The sequence below is a fragment of the Arthrobacter sp. 2762 genome, from assembly GCF_040548745.1.
Classification (GTDB): Bacteria; Actinomycetota; Actinomycetes; order Actinomycetales; family Micrococcaceae; genus Arthrobacter.
In genome coordinates this window covers 103,708-121,144 of sequence record NZ_JBEPSI010000011.1, presented here as the reverse complement: position 1 = coordinate 121,144, position 17,437 = coordinate 103,708, and the positions used below count along the sequence as shown (strand labels likewise).

Annotated in this window: 14 protein-coding genes; 5 read left to right on the top strand and 9 right to left on the bottom strand. The window is 63.5% G+C overall.

The genetic code is table 11. From position 1 onward, the window contains the following. Positions 1-71: 71 nt before the first annotated feature. Together ABIE18_RS19150 and ABIE18_RS19145 are read left to right on the top strand one after the other, a co-directional pair. Complete coding sequence (locus ABIE18_RS19150) at positions 72-953, top strand: aldo/keto reductase (protein ID WP_499724182.1); 882 nt, start codon at positions 72-74, stop codon at positions 951-953. Positions 954-1,030: 77 nt separating this feature from the next. After that, positions 1,031-1,960 (top strand): threonine/serine dehydratase, encoded by a 930-nt coding sequence (locus ABIE18_RS19145; protein ID WP_499724163.1) that lies wholly within the window; start codon positions 1,031-1,033, stop codon positions 1,958-1,960. Between the two features lie 81 nt (positions 1,961-2,041). Here ABIE18_RS19145 and ABIE18_RS19140 read toward each other — a convergent pair whose 3' ends face one another. Continuing rightward, positions 2,042-3,031, bottom strand: a complete 990-nt coding sequence (locus tag ABIE18_RS19140; protein ID WP_499724162.1) for an ABC transporter substrate-binding protein — start codon at positions 3,029-3,031, stop codon at positions 2,042-2,044. A 285-nt stretch (positions 3,032-3,316) separates the two neighbouring features. Here ABIE18_RS19140 and ABIE18_RS19135 point away from each other — a divergent pair, with 285 nt between their 5' ends. Both ABIE18_RS19135 and ABIE18_RS19130 read left to right on the top strand, forming a co-directional pair. Continuing rightward, a complete protein-coding gene (locus ABIE18_RS19135) occupies positions 3,317-4,306 on the top strand; it encodes an LLM class flavin-dependent oxidoreductase (protein ID WP_499724161.1) in 990 nt (329 codons plus the stop codon). Between the two features lie 111 nt (positions 4,307-4,417). After that, positions 4,418-7,054, top strand: a complete 2,637-nt coding sequence (locus ABIE18_RS19130) for a trehalase-like domain-containing protein (RefSeq protein ID WP_499724160.1) — start codon at positions 4,418-4,420, stop codon at positions 7,052-7,054. A 15-nt stretch (positions 7,055-7,069) separates the two neighbouring features. On the opposite strand, the gene ABIE18_RS19125 is transcribed toward ABIE18_RS19130, so the two are convergent. The 6 genes from ABIE18_RS19125 to ABIE18_RS19100 all read right to left on the bottom strand — a co-directional run bounded on the left by ABIE18_RS19125 (position 7,070) and on the right by ABIE18_RS19100 (position 13,799). Next, positions 7,070-7,996, bottom strand: coding sequence for an AEC family transporter (locus ABIE18_RS19125; protein WP_224089409.1), 927 nt, complete (start codon positions 7,994-7,996; stop codon positions 7,070-7,072). Between the two features lie 161 nt (positions 7,997-8,157). Then, complete coding sequence (gene panD, locus ABIE18_RS19120; protein ID WP_499724159.1) at positions 8,158-8,589, bottom strand: aspartate 1-decarboxylase; 432 nt, start codon at positions 8,587-8,589, stop codon at positions 8,158-8,160. Between the two features lie 150 nt (positions 8,590-8,739). After that, complete coding sequence (locus ABIE18_RS19115) at positions 8,740-10,209, bottom strand: rhamnulokinase (protein ID WP_499724158.1); 1,470 nt, start codon at positions 10,207-10,209, stop codon at positions 8,740-8,742. A 9-nt stretch (positions 10,210-10,218) separates the two neighbouring features. Continuing rightward, positions 10,219-12,267 (bottom strand): bifunctional aldolase/short-chain dehydrogenase, encoded by a 2,049-nt coding sequence (locus ABIE18_RS19110; protein WP_499724157.1) that lies wholly within the window; start codon positions 12,265-12,267, stop codon positions 10,219-10,221. A gap of 3 nt (positions 12,268-12,270) precedes the next feature. Beyond that, a complete protein-coding gene (rhaI, locus tag ABIE18_RS19105) occupies positions 12,271-13,437 on the bottom strand; it encodes an L-rhamnose isomerase (RefSeq protein WP_499724156.1) in 1,167 nt (388 codons plus the stop codon). Then, positions 13,434-13,799 (bottom strand): L-rhamnose mutarotase, encoded by a 366-nt coding sequence (locus ABIE18_RS19100; protein ID WP_499724155.1) that lies wholly within the window; start codon positions 13,797-13,799, stop codon positions 13,434-13,436. The genes rhaI and ABIE18_RS19100 overlap by 4 nt, the downstream gene beginning before the upstream one ends. Positions 13,800-13,924: 125 nt before the next feature. Between ABIE18_RS19100 and ABIE18_RS19095 the strand changes: the two genes are divergently transcribed. Next, a complete protein-coding gene (locus ABIE18_RS19095; RefSeq protein ID WP_499724154.1) occupies positions 13,925-14,941 on the top strand; it encodes a LacI family DNA-binding transcriptional regulator in 1,017 nt (338 codons plus the stop codon). Positions 14,942-15,021: 80 nt separating this feature from the next. Here the strand turns inward: ABIE18_RS19095 and ABIE18_RS19090 are convergent, their stop codons facing one another. After that, the gene (locus ABIE18_RS19090; protein ID WP_499724153.1) at positions 15,022-15,918 is read right to left on the bottom strand and encodes an aldose 1-epimerase family protein; all 897 of its coding nucleotides are present in this window, start codon (positions 15,916-15,918) and stop codon (positions 15,022-15,024) included. Then, the gene (gene araA / locus ABIE18_RS19085; protein ID WP_499724152.1) at positions 15,915-17,435 is read right to left on the bottom strand and encodes an L-arabinose isomerase; all 1,521 of its coding nucleotides are present in this window, start codon (positions 17,433-17,435) and stop codon (positions 15,915-15,917) included. Before araA ends, ABIE18_RS19090 begins: the two co-directional genes overlap by 4 nt. Positions 17,436-17,437: the final 2 nt, after the last annotated feature.

Sequence of the window (17,437 nt, the reverse complement as noted above, 5' to 3'; positions counted from 1 at the left end):
GGGACGCCCAAGGGGGTAATGACGGGCACTCCCACAGCCCGGCAGGCCTGAATAGCGTGAACATCATGACTATTGAACTAACCCTGAACAATGGCGTCACGATGCCGGCACTCGGCTTGGGCGTCTTCCAGAGCGCACCCGAGGAAACCACTGCCGCCGTCGAGACAGCCCTTGGCACAGGCTACCGACACATCGACACCGCCGCCGCGTACGGCAACGAGCGGGAGGTAGGCCAGGGCATCCTTGCATCAGGCTTGCGGCGGGATGAAGTTTTCATCGAGAGCAAGGTCTGGGTCAGTGACTACGGCTACGAGCAGACGCTGCATGCCTGGGACAAGGCAGCCGGCAAGCTCGGTGTCGATTACCTGGACATGTTCATCCTGCACCAGCCCGCCCCGGACCGGTTCGAGAAGACCATCGAAGCGTACAAGGCGCTTGAGCGACTACTCGAGGACGGGCGCGTCCGCTCAATCGGTGTCAGCAACTTCATGCCGCACCACCTCAAGGAATTGCTCGCCTCAACTGACATCGTGCCAGCGGTAAACCAGATCGAGCTGCACCCTTACTTCACGCAGCCCGATGTCCAGGACGCGGATGCAACAAACGGTATCCTCACCCAGGCCTGGTCACCCATTGGCGGAATCACTTTCTACCCGGGCTGGGGCGGAGACCGACGGAACGTGATGGAAGATCCCGCTATTGCAGCGATCGCGCGGACACACGCCAAGACACCGGCCCAGGTCATGATCCGCTGGCACTTGCAGCAAGGCCGCTCAGCCATTCCCAAGTCGACCAACCCACAACGCATCGCGGAGAACTTCGATGTCTTTGACTTCGAGCTCAGCACAGAAGAACTCGCGGCCATCGACGCATTGGACCTCGGCGTCCGCAATGGCCCGGATCCGGACGTCGCCCGCCCGGAGCGCTTCGCTATGGTGATCCCGGAGGCCTGAGTCCGAAACCCGAAACTTCCAACCCCAGCACCACCGCCCGAACCATAGGATGAAACGGACGAAAGGTGCAGCACACGATGGTCACACGCGAAGATGTAGAGGCAGCATACTCACGGACGGCAGGCTGGGTACGGCATACACCGGTGGCTGAGAGCGGCAACCAGGAGCCGTATCACCTGTGGTTTAAATGCGAGTACATGCAGCACACGGGAACGTTCAAAGCCCGGGGCGCCTTCAACCGGTTGCTGACGGCGCGGGAGAATGGCGAACTGAACCCGGAGGTAGGCATTGTGGTGGCGTCCGGGGGCAATGCGGGCCTGGCCAACGCCTACGCAGCGTCCAAGCTCGGAGTCCCTGCTACGGTGTTCGTCCCCGAGGCTGCGCCCGCCACCAAGGTCCACAAGTTGTACGCCAGCGGGGCCCGCGTGGTTCAGGGAGGCTCTGAGTACGCCGAGGCCTACGCTGCAGCTGTGAAGTTCGCCGAGGAAACCGGCGCGGTCTATTGCCACGCCTATGACCAACCCGAGATTGTGGCTGGCGCAGGCGGCGTTGGCCTGGAACTGCTGGACGAACTGCCCGACGTCGATACCATCCTCGTTGCTGTAGGCGGCGGCGGATTGATGGGTGGCATTGCCGCGGCGGTTGAAGGCCGGGCCCATGTGGTGGGCGTCGAGCCTGAGACGGTTCCCACGCTGCACACGGCCATGGCCAAGGGAGAGCCGGTGGATGTGGCCGTTTCCGGTATCGCCGTTGATTCCCTGGGCGCACGGCGAATTGGCGAGATTGGATTTGGTGTTGCCCGTCGCACGGGTGTGCAGAGCGTACTGGTCAGCGACGAAGACATCGTCCAGGCCCGCCGCAAGCTGTGGGAGGAGTACCGAATGGTGGTGGAACATGGTGCGGCGGCAGCCTATGCCGCCCTGCTGTCCGGCGCCTACGTGCCCAAGGATGGTGAGACGGTCGCGGTCATTCTCTGCGGCGCCAACACCGATCCAGCACACTTTTAGCAGCGTCCAGCGCAAGAATCCCCGCCGGTTGGTGTCCGGCGGGGATTCGACGTCGGCAGGTCTGCCCTGCCACAGCGGTTCCTACTTCTTGGGCAGGCCTGCCGGGTTCAATTCGGACGTCGGGATGGCCTCGGAGGACAGGCCCCAACGGTCCAGGATCTTGCCGTAGCTGCCGTCCTTGATGAGGTGGTTGATGGCCGCCTGCGCAGCCGCAGCAAGGCCGTTGTCCTTCTTGGTGGTGAACGCGATCTCAGCCTTCAGCGGCCAGCCGCCGTTGAGCGTGCCCACTTCCTTGGTCTTGCCATCCTTGGCCGCCTTGTAGGCGGCGGAGGCGTTGGGCCCGAACGTCAGGTCCGCGCGTCCGGACTGGAGGGCGAGCTGGGAGGCGGAGTCGTCGTCGTAGTACTGAAACTCAACCGGCTTCAGTCCGTTCTTTTTATTCTCCTCGTCCCACCGCACCAGGATGGCTTCCTGGTTGGTGCCGGAGCCGACGATCACGCGCTTGCCAGCGACGTCCTTGGCCTCCTTGACCTCTGAAATATCCGAATCGGCCTTGGCATAGAAGCCCAGGAGGTCATTGCGGTAGGTCGCAAAATCGAACTTTTCCTTGCGTGCTTCGGTGACTGTGACGTTGGAGAGGACGGCCTCGTACTTGCCGGATTCGATGCCGAGGGGCCAATCGGCCCACGCCACCGGCAATACTTCAACCTGCAGGCCGAGGCTCTCGCCGATGGCGTACGCGAGGTCAACCTCGCTGCCGATCAGGGTCTTGTTGTCCGTGGCGAACAGGCTCAGCGGCGGGGTCCCACCGGTTGAAACCACCGTCAGTTTGCCATCGGCCTTGATGGCTTCCGGAACCAGGGCCGCGGCCGCGGAGTCCACGGTTACCTTGATGCGGTCCTGTTCGGGCGACAGGTTGAAGTCTTTGGCCGCGCTGGAGGATGCCGTTGAAGAGCCCGACGACGGTGCTGTCGCCGCCGTCGCGCCCGGATCCGAGCAGGCGGCGAGCCCCAGTAGAGCCGTAGCGGCCAGCGCCGCGGTCAGGCCGGTCTTGGCTGCAAAACGTGCCATTGTTTCCCCTTATTTTCCCCTACCGGGGGTGTCTGATGCGTGCTTGTGGCTGCAACTATCCAGCAGGGCAGGAACGCGGTCAAAGCACTCTGAAACGCTGGGATACAGGGGGTAATTGCAGTTAATCGGAGGTCGAACGAGGTCACAAATGTCCGGAGGAAAAACCGGAAGAAGCCCCTGCGCGACGCAACTCACAGAAATAAGCCGGGGGCCGCCGTCGTTGTCGCTAGAGTGCCCGCCAACCAACAGTGCGGGTGCCGCGAAACGTACCGAAAGGCATTCCCCGTGACTGTTCCTCTTTCCATCCTGGACCTGGCAACCATCGGAAAGGGCCAGACCGTGGCGGAAAGTCTCGCCGGCAGCGTGGCCATGGCACAGAAGGCCGAAGAGCTGGGCTATCGCCGGGTCTGGTACGCCGAGCACCACAACATGTCAGCCATCGCTTCCTCGGCCACGAGTGTGCTGATCGCGCACGTCGCCGCGCACACGAACACCATCCGGCTTGGTGCAGGTGGCGTCATGCTTCCGAACCACTCACCGCTGACCATTGCTGAGCAGTTCGGCACCTTGGAGACGCTGCACCCGGGACGCATAGACCTGGGACTTGGCCGTGCGCCGGGCAGTGACCAGAACACCATGCGTGCGCTTCGCCGGGACCATACGTCCTCGGATGCTTTCCCGCAGGATGTCCTGGAACTGCAGGGCTACCTCACCGGACCTACCCGCATCCAGGGCGTCGAGGCGACTCCGGGAAAGGGCACCAACGTGCCGCTGTACATCCTGGGTTCCTCGCTGTTTGGAGCACAGTTGGCTGCGCAGCTTGGGCTGCCCTACGCCTTCGCTTCGCACTTCGCGCCTGCCGCCTTGCAGGATGCCGTGGCCATCTACCGCAGGGACTTCAAGCCCTCGGAACAGCTGTCCGAACCGCACGTGATTGCAGGGGTTAACGTCACCGCAGCGGACAGCAACGCCGAGGCCCAGGCGATCCACCTCGCCGTGAAGCGCGCCCGTGTGTCCCTGTTCTTTGGCGGCGGCCGACAGTTCACGGACGACGAAGCGGATATGGTGCTGGATTCCCCGCAAGGCCAGCACATTTCGCAAATGATGAAGTACTCCGCCGTCGGTACCCCGGACGTTGTGCGCGACTACCTTGACGAGTTCGCCAACCACGCTGATGCGGACGAACTCATCGTTGCCCACCAGAGCATTGGCACCGACGAGCGCCTGCGATCTGTGGAACTGGTTGCCGAAGTTGCGGGGCTTGTAAGGGCGTAGGGACGGGCATCGAAAATAAATTCGAAAGCTTTACGCATTTGCAATGATTTAGGCATGACGCCGAAACTCCACAGGCGGAGACTATAGCTATCCGCAGTGGAAGGATCCGCTATGCCCACGCCCCTAAATCAATCAGCCGCAGACTCTGCGCTGCTGATGAATTCGCTGCCGCTTGGCCTGCTCCGGACCTTGCTCCGGACGGACGCGCAGCAGGGCATCACACCGCAGTTGATGACGGAGCTTAGGGCCATTGCCCGCGTCCCGGGTCTGCTGGTGGCGTGCAACTATGGCGGCACTCTCTGTGCAGCTGAAGGCGTCTCCACCGAGACCCTGCCGCTGGACAGTGCGGCTGTGGCTCTCCGTGCGCTCGCAGCACTCCCCAATACGCATACGGCCATCATTTCCGGCCGTTCCCTGCGCGATCTTGCTGCCGTGTCCAGGTTGCCGGCAGAAGTTCATTTGGTGGGCTCGCACGGCGTTGAGTTCGACATGGGCTATGCGTACACCCTGTCGCTGGCCACGGAAACCCTGCTCCAACAGGTAGCCACGGCATTGACTGAAGCGGTCGCCTTCGAGAAGGGCATCAGCATCGTCCGCAAACCCGTGGGCGTTGCTGTCCACACCCGGCCTGCAACGCCGGAGGTGGTGGAACGCGTCATCTTCCGTTCCCAGCAGATTGCCATTGAGTACGGGCTCTACTTCATCATCGACGGCTCCGTGCTGGACCTTACCGTTGAGGAACCGGCCAAGGGCCAGGCGCTGGAGCAGCTTCGCTCGCGTCTGGGTGTGAGCGCTGCCCTCTACGCGGGCGATGCCGCAAGCGACGAAAAGGCGCTCGCCACCCTGCGCGGCCCAGACCTTGGCCTTCACGTCGGTCCCGGGAGTACGACGGCGGCACACACCATTCCGGACCCGGAAGCCTTTGCGCGTGTGCTGGCTTTGTTGTTCGAACTGCGCCGGGCGTGGCTGTTCGGCGAGGACGCCGTGGGGCTCGAGCGGCATTCGATGATCGGGAACGGCACGTCGACGGCGTTGCTCACCCCTGACGCCAAGGTTTGCTGGATGACCCACCCCTTGCCGGATTCGGGGTCCCTGTTTGCCCATATCCTGGGCGGTGAGCCGGCAGGCCACTTCAGCGTCGAGCCAGTCAAGCGTTCGCAGGTACTCGCCCAGCGCTATGTGGACAACACCATGATCGTGGAGACCCGCTGGGCTGACGTCACAGTGACGGACTACCTTGAGCCCGCGCCTGAAGGCATCACCAGCCTGGTCCGTGTTCTGTCCGGCACGGGCACGGCTCGGATAGTGTTCGCGCCTCGGCCTGACTATGCCACTGCGCCGTTCAGCATGGAGATCCGTGGCGAGGAAGTCCACATCATGGGCACCTCGGATCCCATCATCCTCTCGGCGCCCGGCGTTGCCTTCCAGATCACCAGTGACGGCAGGTACGCCACCGCCACCGCTGAAGTGCCGCTGCAATATGGTCCCGTTGTGCTGAACCTGCGCTGCGGTGACACTGAGCCGCCGCCCGCAGACCCGACTGGAGAGCCGACCCGGCGTGCCGCCGTCGGGCAGTCCGCCCGGGAGTGGGTCAGGACGCTGCAGCTTCCCACTATCAAGACGTCATTGGTACGACGGTCGGCCCTGGTGCTGAGGTCGTTGGTGCATGAGCCAACAGGTGCTGTCCTGGCGGCACCAACTACCTCCCTGCCGGAGGGTATTGGCGGGACGCGGAACTGGGACTACCGGTATTGCTGGCTGCGCGACGGGTCCATGACCGTTAATTCCTTGGTGAGCTTGGGCTCCACGGACGAGGCCGACGGATTCCTGCGCTGGCTTGGCCGCATCCTGGAAACTGCTCCCGGCCCGGAGTGGCTCCACCCGCTGTACTCGGTGACCGGTGCTCCGCTGTCCACGGAAGCGATCGTCGAGAGCCTCCCAGGCTATGCCGGTTCGCGTCCGGTGAGGATCGGGAACGCGGCCGACCACCAGGTGCAGTTGGACGTCTTTGGCCCGATTGCCGAGCTGATTCACGATCTTGGCGAGCGGCGCGGGTACCTCCCGGATGAGCACTGGTTCCTGATGGAGCAGATGGCCCACGCCGTCATTGCCCGTTGGCACGAGCCAGACCACGGAATCTGGGAAGCGCGCCGACCCCCACGGCACCACGTGTACACCAAGGTCATGTGTTGGGTGACGTTGGACCGGGCGTTGCGAACCGCTGCTTTGCATGATCGTGTGGCACACGAGGACTGGGCGCCGACCGCCGCCAGGATCCGGAAGGAAGTCCTCCGCGAGGGCTGGGATTCATCTGCGGCTTCCTACACCGTGGCCTACGACAGCCCCGACCTGGACGCCGCCGTCCTGCATATCGGCTTGTCCGGCCTGCTGGATGTCCAAGACCAGCGGTTCCTGGATACAGTTACGGCCGTTGAGCGCGAATTGCGTGTGGGTCCCACCGTTTTCCGGTACAGGTACGACGACGGCCTGCCGGGTTTGGAGGGCGGCTTCCACATCTGCACCACCTGGTTGATCGAGGCATACCTTGCTGTTGGACGATTGGACGACGCGCTGGAGCTGTTCAACCAGCTGGTGGCTTTGTTCGGTCCCACGGGTCTGCTTCCGGAGGAATACGATCCTGCCTCGGAAACCCACCTGGGCAATCACCCGCAGGCATACTCGCACCTGGGCTTCATCCGGTGTGCACAGCTCCTGGACCATTACCTGGCCAGCGCAGACGTGGAGTAGTTGGGCGAGGGAAGGTTACGTGAGGAGTAGCGCCACGGCGATCATCGCGGGCACCGCCACGATCGTCGTGATGAGCACGGTGTCCTTGGCAACGGTGACGCCGGCGCGGTAGCGCGTGGCGGCCACGAACACGTTCTGGGCCGTCGGGAGCGCCGCCGTCACCACCACGGCGAAGAGGGCGTGCCCGTCCATCCCCAAGGCAAAGCGGGCAAACACGTAGGCGATGGAAGGATGCACGAACAGCTTGAACCCGCTGGCCAGCAGCGTGTCCAGGCGTCGTCCGGCGTCCTTCTGCAAAGGCCTCGATCCGTTCAGGCTCATGCCGAACGCCATCAGCATGGCCGGAATCGCGGCGCCGCCAATCAGGTGGATCGGCTCCAGAATGAGCGTGGGCACCTGGAAACCCGTTCCTGCCACCAGAAGTCCAAGCCCCGAGCCCACGATCATTGGGTTCTTCACAATCATGAGCAGGAATCGCAGGGGAGTGGTGCGGTGGGTACTCGTACTGGCGTCCAGGGCCATCAAGTACAGGGGTGTGAAGAAGGCGAGCTGGAAGATCAGCAGCGGCGCCACGTAGCTCGCATCACCCAGGACAAAAACTGCAATCGGGATGCCCAGGTTCGCGGAGTTCGCCAAGGAAGAACTCATCGATGACATCAGGGCCTCGGGCATACTGCGCTTCAGCCAGAACTTTACGATCAGGAAGAACAGCAAACCCGTGATGATGGCACCCACCGCGGTTACCAGCAGCGGGGCGGCAAACACCTCGTGCAGCTTGGCCTTGCTCAGGGTTTCGAACAGCAGTGCTGGGCTTGCGACGAAGAACGTCAACGAGCTCAGGACCGAGCGGGCATTCTCACCCAGGATTCCGCGACGTCCGACGAACATGCCCACCAGGATGATGGCCCACACCACGAAGAACCCGGACAGGACGCCGATCATGCGGGCGTGCGGGCGGGGAGGTGGCGGGTCACGAACAACAGCCTAGCCACATCGCTTCGCTGAGTAAGCGTTTTCTGGCGAGAGTTCCGTCATACGGACACCAAAAGCGCGACGTCGGCACTCAGGTGGGTACCGACGTCGAGGGTTGGCTTTTGGCCGTGCTAGCTGAGGTGCGCGGCGTTGCTCAGGGCATGCGGCGGGCGCATCAGCCCCGGGGTGTGGCCCTCAGCGGGGTCGTTTCCGAGCTGCAGGATCTTGTTGTCCTTGCTGACATGGACAACCCTGGGCTCATAAGCGCGCGCCTCTTCGGTGGTCATCTCGGCATAGGTGATGAGGATGACGACATCCCCTACGTGAACCTGGTGGGCTGCCGCGCCGTTGATCCCGATGACGCCGGAACCGCGCTCGCCGGCGATAGTGTAGGTCTCCAGCCGGGCGCCGTTGGTCACGTCAACGATGGAGACGAGTTCGCCCGGAAGGATGTCAGCCGCGTCCAGCAGGTCAAGGTCGACAGTGACCGAACCGACGTAGTGAAGATCGGCATGGGTCACCGTTGCGCGGTGGATCTTGGACTTGAACATTGTGCGGATCATAATGCGATCAGTTTAGCGCGGCACCCTCATCCGGCGCTGTGACGTACCAGACGTTCGGCGGCCTGCTGCTTCCTGACCCTCTTTGACAAGGAAGCAGCCCCGAAACATCCTCTTTCGGTTGTTTCGGGGCTGCCATCAGTTCAAAACAGGTCAGGAAGGTACGGCACTGACCGTCTGGGCCGGCTCGTAGCGTTCGAGGTCCGTCCCAGCGGCTACCAGGGCGCGCAGTTCAGGAAGCCCACCTTCCACCACACCCGCAGCGCGTGCCTGAACCAGGACGTTGCCCAGTGCAGTCGCCTCAACGGGTCCTGCGATAACCGGTTTGCCCGTGGCGTCCGCCGTCAGTTGGCACAGGAGCCGGTTCTGCGAACCGCCGCCCACAATGTGAACCACGTCCACGCTCCGGCCCGCGAGCCGTTCAGCGTCCGCCAGCGTGCGGGCGTAACCGGCCGCGAGGCTGTCCATAATGCAACGCACGACGGCGGCAGGCCGGTCCGCGAGCACGGAACCTGTGTTCCGCACGGCTGCGCGGATGCGGTCCGGCATGTTGTCGGGTGCCGTGAAGGCGGGGTCATCGGCGTTGATTCGCGGACCGCCTGCGGGGAGGGCTGCGGCCGCGTCCAGCAGCCAGGACAACGATTGGTCGAACCCTTGTGCCGCCCAAGCACGTTGGCACTCGCTGAGAAGCCAGAGCCCGCCGACATTCCTCAGGTATCGGATGGTTCCGTCCACGCCGCGTTCGTTGGTGAAGTTGGCCTTGCGGCTTGCCTCGCTCAACACTGGGCTATCCAACTCAATGCCAACCAAGGACCACGTTCCCGAGGAAATGTAGGCGAAGTCCGGCACTTCAGCGGGGACAGCGGCCACGGCTGAGGCGGTGTCGTGCGATCCAACCGCAACCACCTTTGCGCCCGCGGGCAATCCCGTTTCTTCGAGGATGGCTGGCAGCAGCGTGCCCACGGTTTCGCCCGGCTGAATGAGCGGAGGAAAGATGTCACCGGGCAGGCCCAGTGAGTCCAGGAACTGGGTAGCCCACTCTCCCGCCTCAGCATCAAAGAGCCCTGTGGTTGAGGCGTTTGTAGCCTCCGTCCGGCGCTCTCCCGTGAGCAGGAAGGCGATCAGGTCCGGGATGAGGAGAGCCTGCAAACCATTCAGCTTTGGTTCCGCCGCCAGCTGGTACAGCGTGTTGAACTGCAGGTATTGCAAACCCGTTGTGGCATACAACTTTTCCGGGGAGATCGCGGAGTGCACGCGTCCCACCGTCGCACGGCTGCGCTCGTCCCGGTAGCTGTACGGCTGCGCGGTGAGTTTCCCGGCGTCGTTCACCAGGCCATAGTCCACAGCCCAGGTGTCGATGCCGATGCTGAGGATGCGCTCACCATTCCCCCGTGCAACGGCAGCGGCGGCGGAAAGGCCCTTGAGCACCTCCGCGAACAGGGCGTCGAAGTTCCAGCGGAGGCCGCCGTCGAGCTCAACAACACCATTGGCAAAGCGGTGGATCGTCTCAAGCGAGACCCCTGCTGTGGGAGACACCCGGCCCAGCATGACGCGACCGGAAGAGGCGCCAATATCCACTGCCGCGAAGACTGCTTTGCTGTTCGCGGGCGTTCCGTTGCTCATCTGGCAGTCCTAGCGCAGGAAGGCAGCAGCCACGCCCGCGTCCACGGGGATGTGGAGGCCGGTGGTGTGGGACAGTTCGTTGCTGGTGAGCACGGAGACTGCGTTGGCAACGTGTTCCGGCAGCACCTCTCGCTTCAACAGCGTGCGCTGGGCGTAGTACTTGCCCAGTTCCTGCTCGTCCACGCCATAAACCGCAGCGCGCTTGGCACCCCAGCCTCCGGCGAAAATGCCGGAGCCGCGGACCACGCCGTCGGGGTTGATGCCGTTGACGCGGACTCCGTACTCGCCCAGTTCAGCAGCGAGCAGGCGGACCTGATGGGCTTGGTCGGCCTTGGTGGCGGAGTAGGCGATGTTGTTCGGGCCGGCGAACACGGAGTTCTTGGAGGAGATGTAGATGATGTCCCCGCCCATGCCCTGCTCGATCATGACCTTGGCCGCGTCCTTGGACACCAGGAACGAGCCCTTGGCCATGACGTTGTGCTGGAGGTCCCAGTCCTTCTCGGTGGTTTCCAGCAGTGGCTTGGAGATGGAGAGGCCAGCGTTGTTGACCACCAGGTCCAGGCCGCCGAACGCGAGCACGGCTTCCTGGATCGCTGCCGCGATCTGGGCTTCGTCGGTCACGTCAGCCTGGACGCCGATGGCGACGTCGGGTCCGCCCAGTTCCGCGGCCACGGCCTGGGCGTTCTCAAGGTTCAGGTCGGCAATCACGACGCACGCGCCGTCGGACGCCAATCGGGTGGCGATCGCCTTGCCGATGCCCGACGCCGCACCGGTCACCAGCGCGATGCGGGTGGCGTGGGACTTGGGCTTGGGCATGCGGGCGAGCTTGGCTTCTTCCAGCGCCCAGTACTCGATGCGGAACTTCTCGGATTCCTCGATCGGGGCGTAGGTGGAGATCGCCTCGGCACCACGCATCACATTGATGGCGTTGATGTAGAACTCGCCGGCAACACGGGCGGTTTGCTTGTCCTTGCCAAAGGAGAACATACCGACGCCCGGGACCAGCACGATGGCCGGGTCGGCGCCGCGGAGGGCCGGACTGTTCTCGTCAGCGTGGCGGTCGTAGTACGCCTGGTAGTCCTCGCGGTAGTCTGCATGCAGGTCCTTCAGCCGGTTGACGGAGTCCTCAATCGAAGCATCGGCGGGCAGGTCCAGGACCAGCGGCTTGACCTTGGTGCGCAGGAAATGGTCCGGGCAGGAGGTGCCCAGCGCGCCGAGCCTCGGGTGCTCTTCCGAGGCAAGGAATTCAAGCACGACGGCGTCATCACTGAAGTGCCCCAGTTGCGGCTTGTCCGTGGAGGCCAGGCCACGGATCACCGGGGCGAGGGCGGCTGCCTTGGCTTTGCGCTCAGCTTCGGGGAGGGCGCTGTAGCCGGGAAGCTTGGCGCCGAAGGGCTCGGCTTTGCCGTTTTCCTTGATGTAGTTCTCGGCAGCGTCGATGATCCAGAGCGAGTTGGCCTCAGCCTCTTCACTCGTGGCGCCCCAGGCGGTGATGCCGTGACCGCCGAGGATGGTGCCGATCGCCTGCGGGTTGGCTTCCTTGATCGCGGCGATGTCCAGGCCGAGCTGGAAGCCGGGGCGACGCCAGGGAACCCACACAACTTTCTCGCCGAAGACCTTTGACGTCAGGGCTTCGCCGTCCACCGCCGTGGCAATCGCGATGCCCGAATCGGGGTGCAGGTGGTCAACATGCGCAGCGTCCACCAGGCCGTGCATGGCAGTATCGATCGACGGCGCAGCGCCGCCCTTGCCATGGAGGCAGTAATCAAAGGCGGCCACCATTTCGTCTTCACGCTCGACGCCGGGGTAAACGGACTTCAGTGCCTGCAGCCGGTCCAGCCGGAGTACAGCGAGGTTCTCCGCCTTCAGCGTGCCAAGGTCGCCGCCGGAGCCCTTGACCCAGAGGAGCTCGACGTCCTGGCCGGTGACCGGGTCCTTCTCGATCCCCTTGGCGGAGGTGTTGCCGCCAGCGAAGTTGGTGTTCCGCTTGTCCGCGCCGAGGCGGTTGGAGCGGGAAATCAGGTCTTCAACGGTCTTGTTGGTCTCTTGCACGTTCATGCTTTATGCGCCCCATCCGGCTTGCTGGCCGCCTGCGCGGTCCTCGTTGATCTTCTTCTGGTAGCCGCTGGCCTTGTAGGCAGCGATCGGGTCGGCGGGCAGGCCGCGGGATTCACGCCACTCGGCCAGGACCGGTCGGACGTCGGTGTAGAAGGCATCGTTGAAGATGCCGTTGGCGGCCAGGACATCCCCGGCTCGCTGGGCCTCGGACAATGCTGCGGTATCCACGAGCAATGCGCGGGCCGTCATTTCCTGGACGTTCAGAACCGAGCGGATCTGGCCCGGGATCTTCTCTTCCAGGTTGTGGCATTGGTCCAGCATCAGGGCAACGCCTGACTCCTTGCCGAAGCCGCCGCCGCGGATCACCTCGTACATGATGCGGAACAGCTGGAATGGATCGGCCGCGCCCACAATGAGATCGTCGTCGGCGTAGAAGCGGGAGTTGAAGTCGAAGGATCCCAGCTTGCCCAGGCGCAGGAGCTGCATCACGATGAATTCGATGTTGGTACCTGGAGCGTGGTGGCCGGTGTCCAGGCAGACGAAGGCCTTATCGCCGAGGGCAAGGGTCTGGGCGTAGGAAGTACCCCAGTCCGGAACGTCGGTGTGATAGAAAGCCGGCTCGAAGAACTTGTACTCCAGGACCAGCCGTTGCGCGTCGCCGAGGGCTGCGTATATCTCCTGGAGGGATTCCGCGAGGCGATCCTGACGGCCGCGCATATCGTCCTGGCCGGGGTAGTTGGTGCCATCGGCCAACCAGATCTTCAGGTCCTTTGATCCGGTGGCATCCATGATGTGGATGCACTCAAGGTGGTGGTCGATCGCCCGGCGGCGCACAGACTCGTTGGAGGACGTCAGGGAACCGAATTTGTACTCGTCGTCCTGGAACGTGTTGGAGTTGATGGTGCCCAGTCCAACGCCCAAGCCTGCAGCGTATTCGCGCAGCGCAGAGTAGTCATCAACCTTGTCCCACGGAATGTGCAGTGCAACGGTGGGGGCCAGGCCCGTCAGCTCGTGGACCTTGGCGGCGTCGGCGATCTTTTCCTGGACGGTGCGCGGCGTACCCGGGGTGCCGAAGACCTTGAAGCGGGTGCCCGAATTCCCGTAGGCCCAGGATGGCACTTCAATGGCCAGTTCTCCCAAGCGGCCAAGCGCCGACTCTGTGGTGTTCATGCTTGTTCCTTCTGCTGGGTTGCGACGGTGCTGGCCTTGGCCAGTTGATCCTCAAGATTGAAAACTTCTTCGACGATTTCGAATCCCTGGTCCGGAGGCACGTCGCTGTTCGAGAACAGGGTTGCCATCTCGGCCTGCCAGCGGGCGTTGACGTCCGTTATGGCCATGCGGGCTTGGGCGGCTTGGTAGTCATCGCATTCCAGGTATCCGATCAACTGGCCATCGGGAGCCAGGAAGAGGGAGTAGTTGTTCCATCCCGCGTCCTTGAGGGCGTGCAGCATTTCCGGCCAGACGGCTGCATGCCGGCGCTTGTATTCGTCCATCAGCTCCGGCTGGACGGAAGAGCGGAAACAGACCCTCATGTGCGGTTCTCCAGGTCACTCGTCTTTGAATCGTTTCATTTGTTACGATTCAAATTACCCTCGCAAGAAGGAGGGTGTCAAGGCGTTTCCTGCAAATCGATGACAACCAGCGGAGATTGGAAAGCATGTCCCAGACAGCGAGCATCAAAGACGTTGCCACCCACGCACAAGTAGCCGTGGGAACTGTTTCCAACGTGCTGAATTATCCGGACCGCGTATCGCAAAGGACCAAGGAGCGCGTCCTCAAATCCATCGCCGAACTCGGTTTCGTCCGCAACGACGCCGCCCGCCAACTTAGGGCTGGGCAGAGCCGGACCATCGGACTGATTGTGCTGGATGTGGGCAACCCGTTCTTCTCCTCCGTTGCCCGTGCCGCGGAAGATGCAGCCACAGCCCTCGGTAGCGTGGTGCTGGTAGGGGACAGCGGCCAGGACGCTTCCCGGGAAGCGCATTACATGGACCTGTTCCAGGAACAGCGTGTCCAGGGCCTGCTGATCTCGCCTGTGGGGGACGTTGGGGATCGGATCGATACGCTGCGCGACCGTGGCGTGCCAACTGTCTTGGTGGACCAACTCGCCGACACCGACCGGTGCAGCTCAGTCTCCGTGGATGACGAAGAAGGCGGATATCTTGCCGCCCGGCACCTGCTGGACACGGGCCGGCGTCGTCTGGCTTTTGTTGGTACCCCATCAATTCGCCAGGTAGCCAACCGACTCAACGGGGCGCAGCGGGCCGTCTCGGAAATAGCAGGGGCGACCATCGAGGTCCTTGACTCCGCAGGGCAGACCGTCCTTGCCGGACGCCAAGTGGGCAACGCTCTGGTGGAGCGGGCGCCAGCCGAAAGGCCGGAAGCCGTGTTCTGTTCCAACGACCTTCTGGCGCTCGGGGTCATGCAGTCCCTGACCATGCTCCGGACCGTGAAGATCCCTGAGGACATTGCCCTGATTGGTTACGACGACATCGACTTCGCCGTCTCAGCCGTGGTGCCTCTGTCCTCCATCCGCCAGCCCACGGAGGCCTTGGGCCGTACAGCGATCGAGTTGCTGGCGGAGGAGCAGGAGAGTGGCGGAACCAAACACCGGGCCGTGGTGTTCACGCCGGAGCTCGTGGTGCGTCAAAGCACGGCCGGCGCCGACAGTTAACGGCCGGCGCACCCAAGTAGGTCGCATTAGTGCGCGTTTTGAACGCTCAAAACGCGCACTAATGCGACCTGGTTGGGCAACTAGAGGGCGTAGATGCTCCACGCTGCAGTGTGCTCCGCGCCGTGTTCCAACCGGATCAGGTCCGTACCGCTGTTGAACGAGTCGGGCGGGCAGGTCATCGGCTCTACGGCCAAGCCCAACCGGTTCGGAAGCGGTGCCGGCTTGTCTGCCGTATGGATTTGCAGCCACGGGCAGCTTTCGTCCCAGGACATCCCGACGCCGGTGCCCGCCGGGTCGCGCAGCGAAAGCCGCGCCACCCCGCCGTCGAACGCTATTCCTGTGAACGCATGGTCGATCTCAGTGGTGCCGATGGCGCGCGGGGTCCGGAAATCGAAAGCGTGGCCCTCAACTCCCACAACACCCACGGGCAGCAGCCTGTCAGGGGTTACCTCAAGGAAGCTATCCGCAGCAAAATCGAGGACCCACTGATCCAGAGGCGACGACCCGGCCACAAGATAAGGGTGCGGGCACACGCCGTACGGTGCTGGAGCGTCACCAGCGTTACGGGCAGTTACCCACGAGTGCAGCCCGGCGGCGTCCAACACGTACCGAGCCGAGAGCTCCAGCACGAACGGATATCCCGGCGTGGGCCCAACCGTGCAGGTCAACGTGAGTGAATCGGCGTCGGACTCTTTCGAGACCCAATCCAGCGGGAAGGCGAGGCCGTGCAAGGATGTGCCCCGGTCCGGTTCGTTGACGGGCAAGTGATGCATCTTGCCATTGAAACGATAGGCACCGTCGGCAATCCGGTTGGGCCACGGCGCAGCGATGATTCCCCGGTAATCCGGGATTGGTTCGCCGGCCGCAAAAGGAACCACGAGGTCGCGGCCCTGGAACTGCAAGACACGCAGCGCCGCGGCCCGGGCTGTGATGACAGCCCGGTAGCCGCCGGACTGCAGCGTGAATTCGGTGCTCACAGGCCGCCGGCCAGCTTGTAGTAGGCGGCGTTCCAGTTCAGTTCCTTCTTGAACTGTTTGATGGTGGTGTCCTCGTCGATGGTCAGGAGTTCAGTCTTGGCGATTTCGGCGAAGTCCTCGAACACCTCCAGGCCCACCTGCGTGGACAGTACCGTGTGGTGGGCGGCCCCGGCAGTGAGCCAGGCTGCGGCTGACGTAGCGAAGTTGGGCTTGGGCTCCCAGAGTGCGCGGGCCACCGGGAGGTTCGGCAGTGGCTGCTCGAGATCGACGACGTCCACCACATTCGCTACCAAGCGGAATCGATCGCGCATGTCGGACAGTGCGACCACAATGCCGGGGCCGGCGTCAGTATCGAACACCATGCGTACGGGGTCTTCCTTGCCGCCAATGCCCAGCGGGTGGATTTCCACACGCGGCTTCTTTGCGGTCAGGGACGGGCAAACTTCCAGCATGTGCGCGCCCAGGATCTTCTCCGAGCCGGGCTCAAGGTGGTACGTGTAGTCCTCCATGAGCGAGGCGCCACCGGGCAGCCCCGCGCCCATGACCTTGGCAGCGCGGACCAGGATGGCGGTCTTCCAGTCGCCCTCGGCGCCAAAGCCGTAGCCGTCAGCCATGAGCCGCTGGACTGCCATGCCGGGGAGCTGGCGGAGTTCGCCGAGGTCCTCGAACGACGTCGTGAACGCGGCCGAGCCGTTCGCTTCCAGGAAGCTGCGGAGACCGAGTTCGATCCTCGCGCTGTAGCGCAGCGACTCGTGGCGCGCGCCGTCTTTTTGCAGTTCCGGAACCACCTCGTAGAGGCGCTCATACTCGGCAACCAGGGCGTCGACGTCGGACTCCGCAGCGCCGTGTACGGCGTCGGCAAGCTCGTTCACGGACCAGGTGTTGACCGAGACGCCGAAGCGCAGCTCGGCTTCGGTCTTGTCGCCTTCGGTGACGGCGACGTTGCGCATGTTGTCACCGAAACGGGTCAGCTTCAGCATCCGTACAGCGGCCCAACCGGCCGAAGCGCGCTGCCAAGCGCCCACCTGGCGGGCAATGTCAGGGTTGCTGACATGCCCGACGACGGTCTTCCGCGGCACGCCGAGGCGCGACTGGATATACCCGAATTCGCGGTCGCCGTGGGCTGCCTGGTTCAGGTTCATGAAGTCGAAGTCGATATCGGCCCACGGCAGGTCACGGTTGGCCTGGGTGTGCAGGTGCAGGAGCGGCTTGCGCAGGGCGTCCAGGCCCTGGATCCACATCTTGGCGGGGCTGAACGTGTGCATCCAGGCGGTCACGCCGATCACGGAGTCGTTCGAGTTTGCTTCCAGCGCGGTGCGGCGGATGGCGTCGGAATCCGTGAGGACCGGCTTCCACACGAGTTTGACCGGCACGTCCGAGGAACCGTTGAGGGCGTTGGCAATCTCCTGCGATTGCGAGGCGACCTGCTTGAGGACATCTTCGCCGTAGAGGTGCTGGCTGCCGGTGAGGAACCAGACCTCGTACTGATCAAGGGACGTGTTGTTGGCGCTGGGCATTT

Coding starts and splice junctions, on each gene's coding strand:
- ABIE18_RS19145 (WP_499724163.1), top strand. CDS start 1,031: ATGGTCACACGCGAAGATGTAGAGGCAGCATACTCACGGACGGCAGGC.
- ABIE18_RS19140 (WP_499724162.1), bottom strand. CDS start 3,031: ATGGCACGTTTTGCAGCCAAGACCGGCCTGACCGCGGCGCTGGCCGCT.
- ABIE18_RS19130 (WP_499724160.1), top strand. CDS start 4,418: ATGCCCACGCCCCTAAATCAATCAGCCGCAGACTCTGCGCTGCTGATG.
- ABIE18_RS19125 (WP_224089409.1), bottom strand. CDS start 7,996: ATGATCGGCGTCCTGTCCGGGTTCTTCGTGGTGTGGGCCATCATCCTG.
- panD (WP_499724159.1), bottom strand. CDS start 8,589: ATGATCCGCACAATGTTCAAGTCCAAGATCCACCGCGCAACGGTGACC.
- ABIE18_RS19115 (WP_499724158.1), bottom strand. CDS start 10,209: ATGAGCAACGGAACGCCCGCGAACAGCAAAGCAGTCTTCGCGGCAGTG.
- ABIE18_RS19110 (WP_499724157.1), bottom strand. CDS start 12,267: ATGAACGTGCAAGAGACCAACAAGACCGTTGAAGACCTGATTTCCCGC.
- rhaI (WP_499724156.1), bottom strand. CDS start 13,437: ATGAACACCACAGAGTCGGCGCTTGGCCGCTTGGGAGAACTGGCCATT.
- ABIE18_RS19100 (WP_499724155.1), bottom strand. CDS start 13,799: ATGAGGGTCTGTTTCCGCTCTTCCGTCCAGCCGGAGCTGATGGACGAA.
- ABIE18_RS19095 (WP_499724154.1), top strand. CDS start 13,925: ATGTCCCAGACAGCGAGCATCAAAGACGTTGCCACCCACGCACAAGTA.
- araA (WP_499724152.1), bottom strand. CDS start 17,435: ATGCCCAGCGCCAACAACACGTCCCTTGATCAGTACGAGGTCTGGTTC.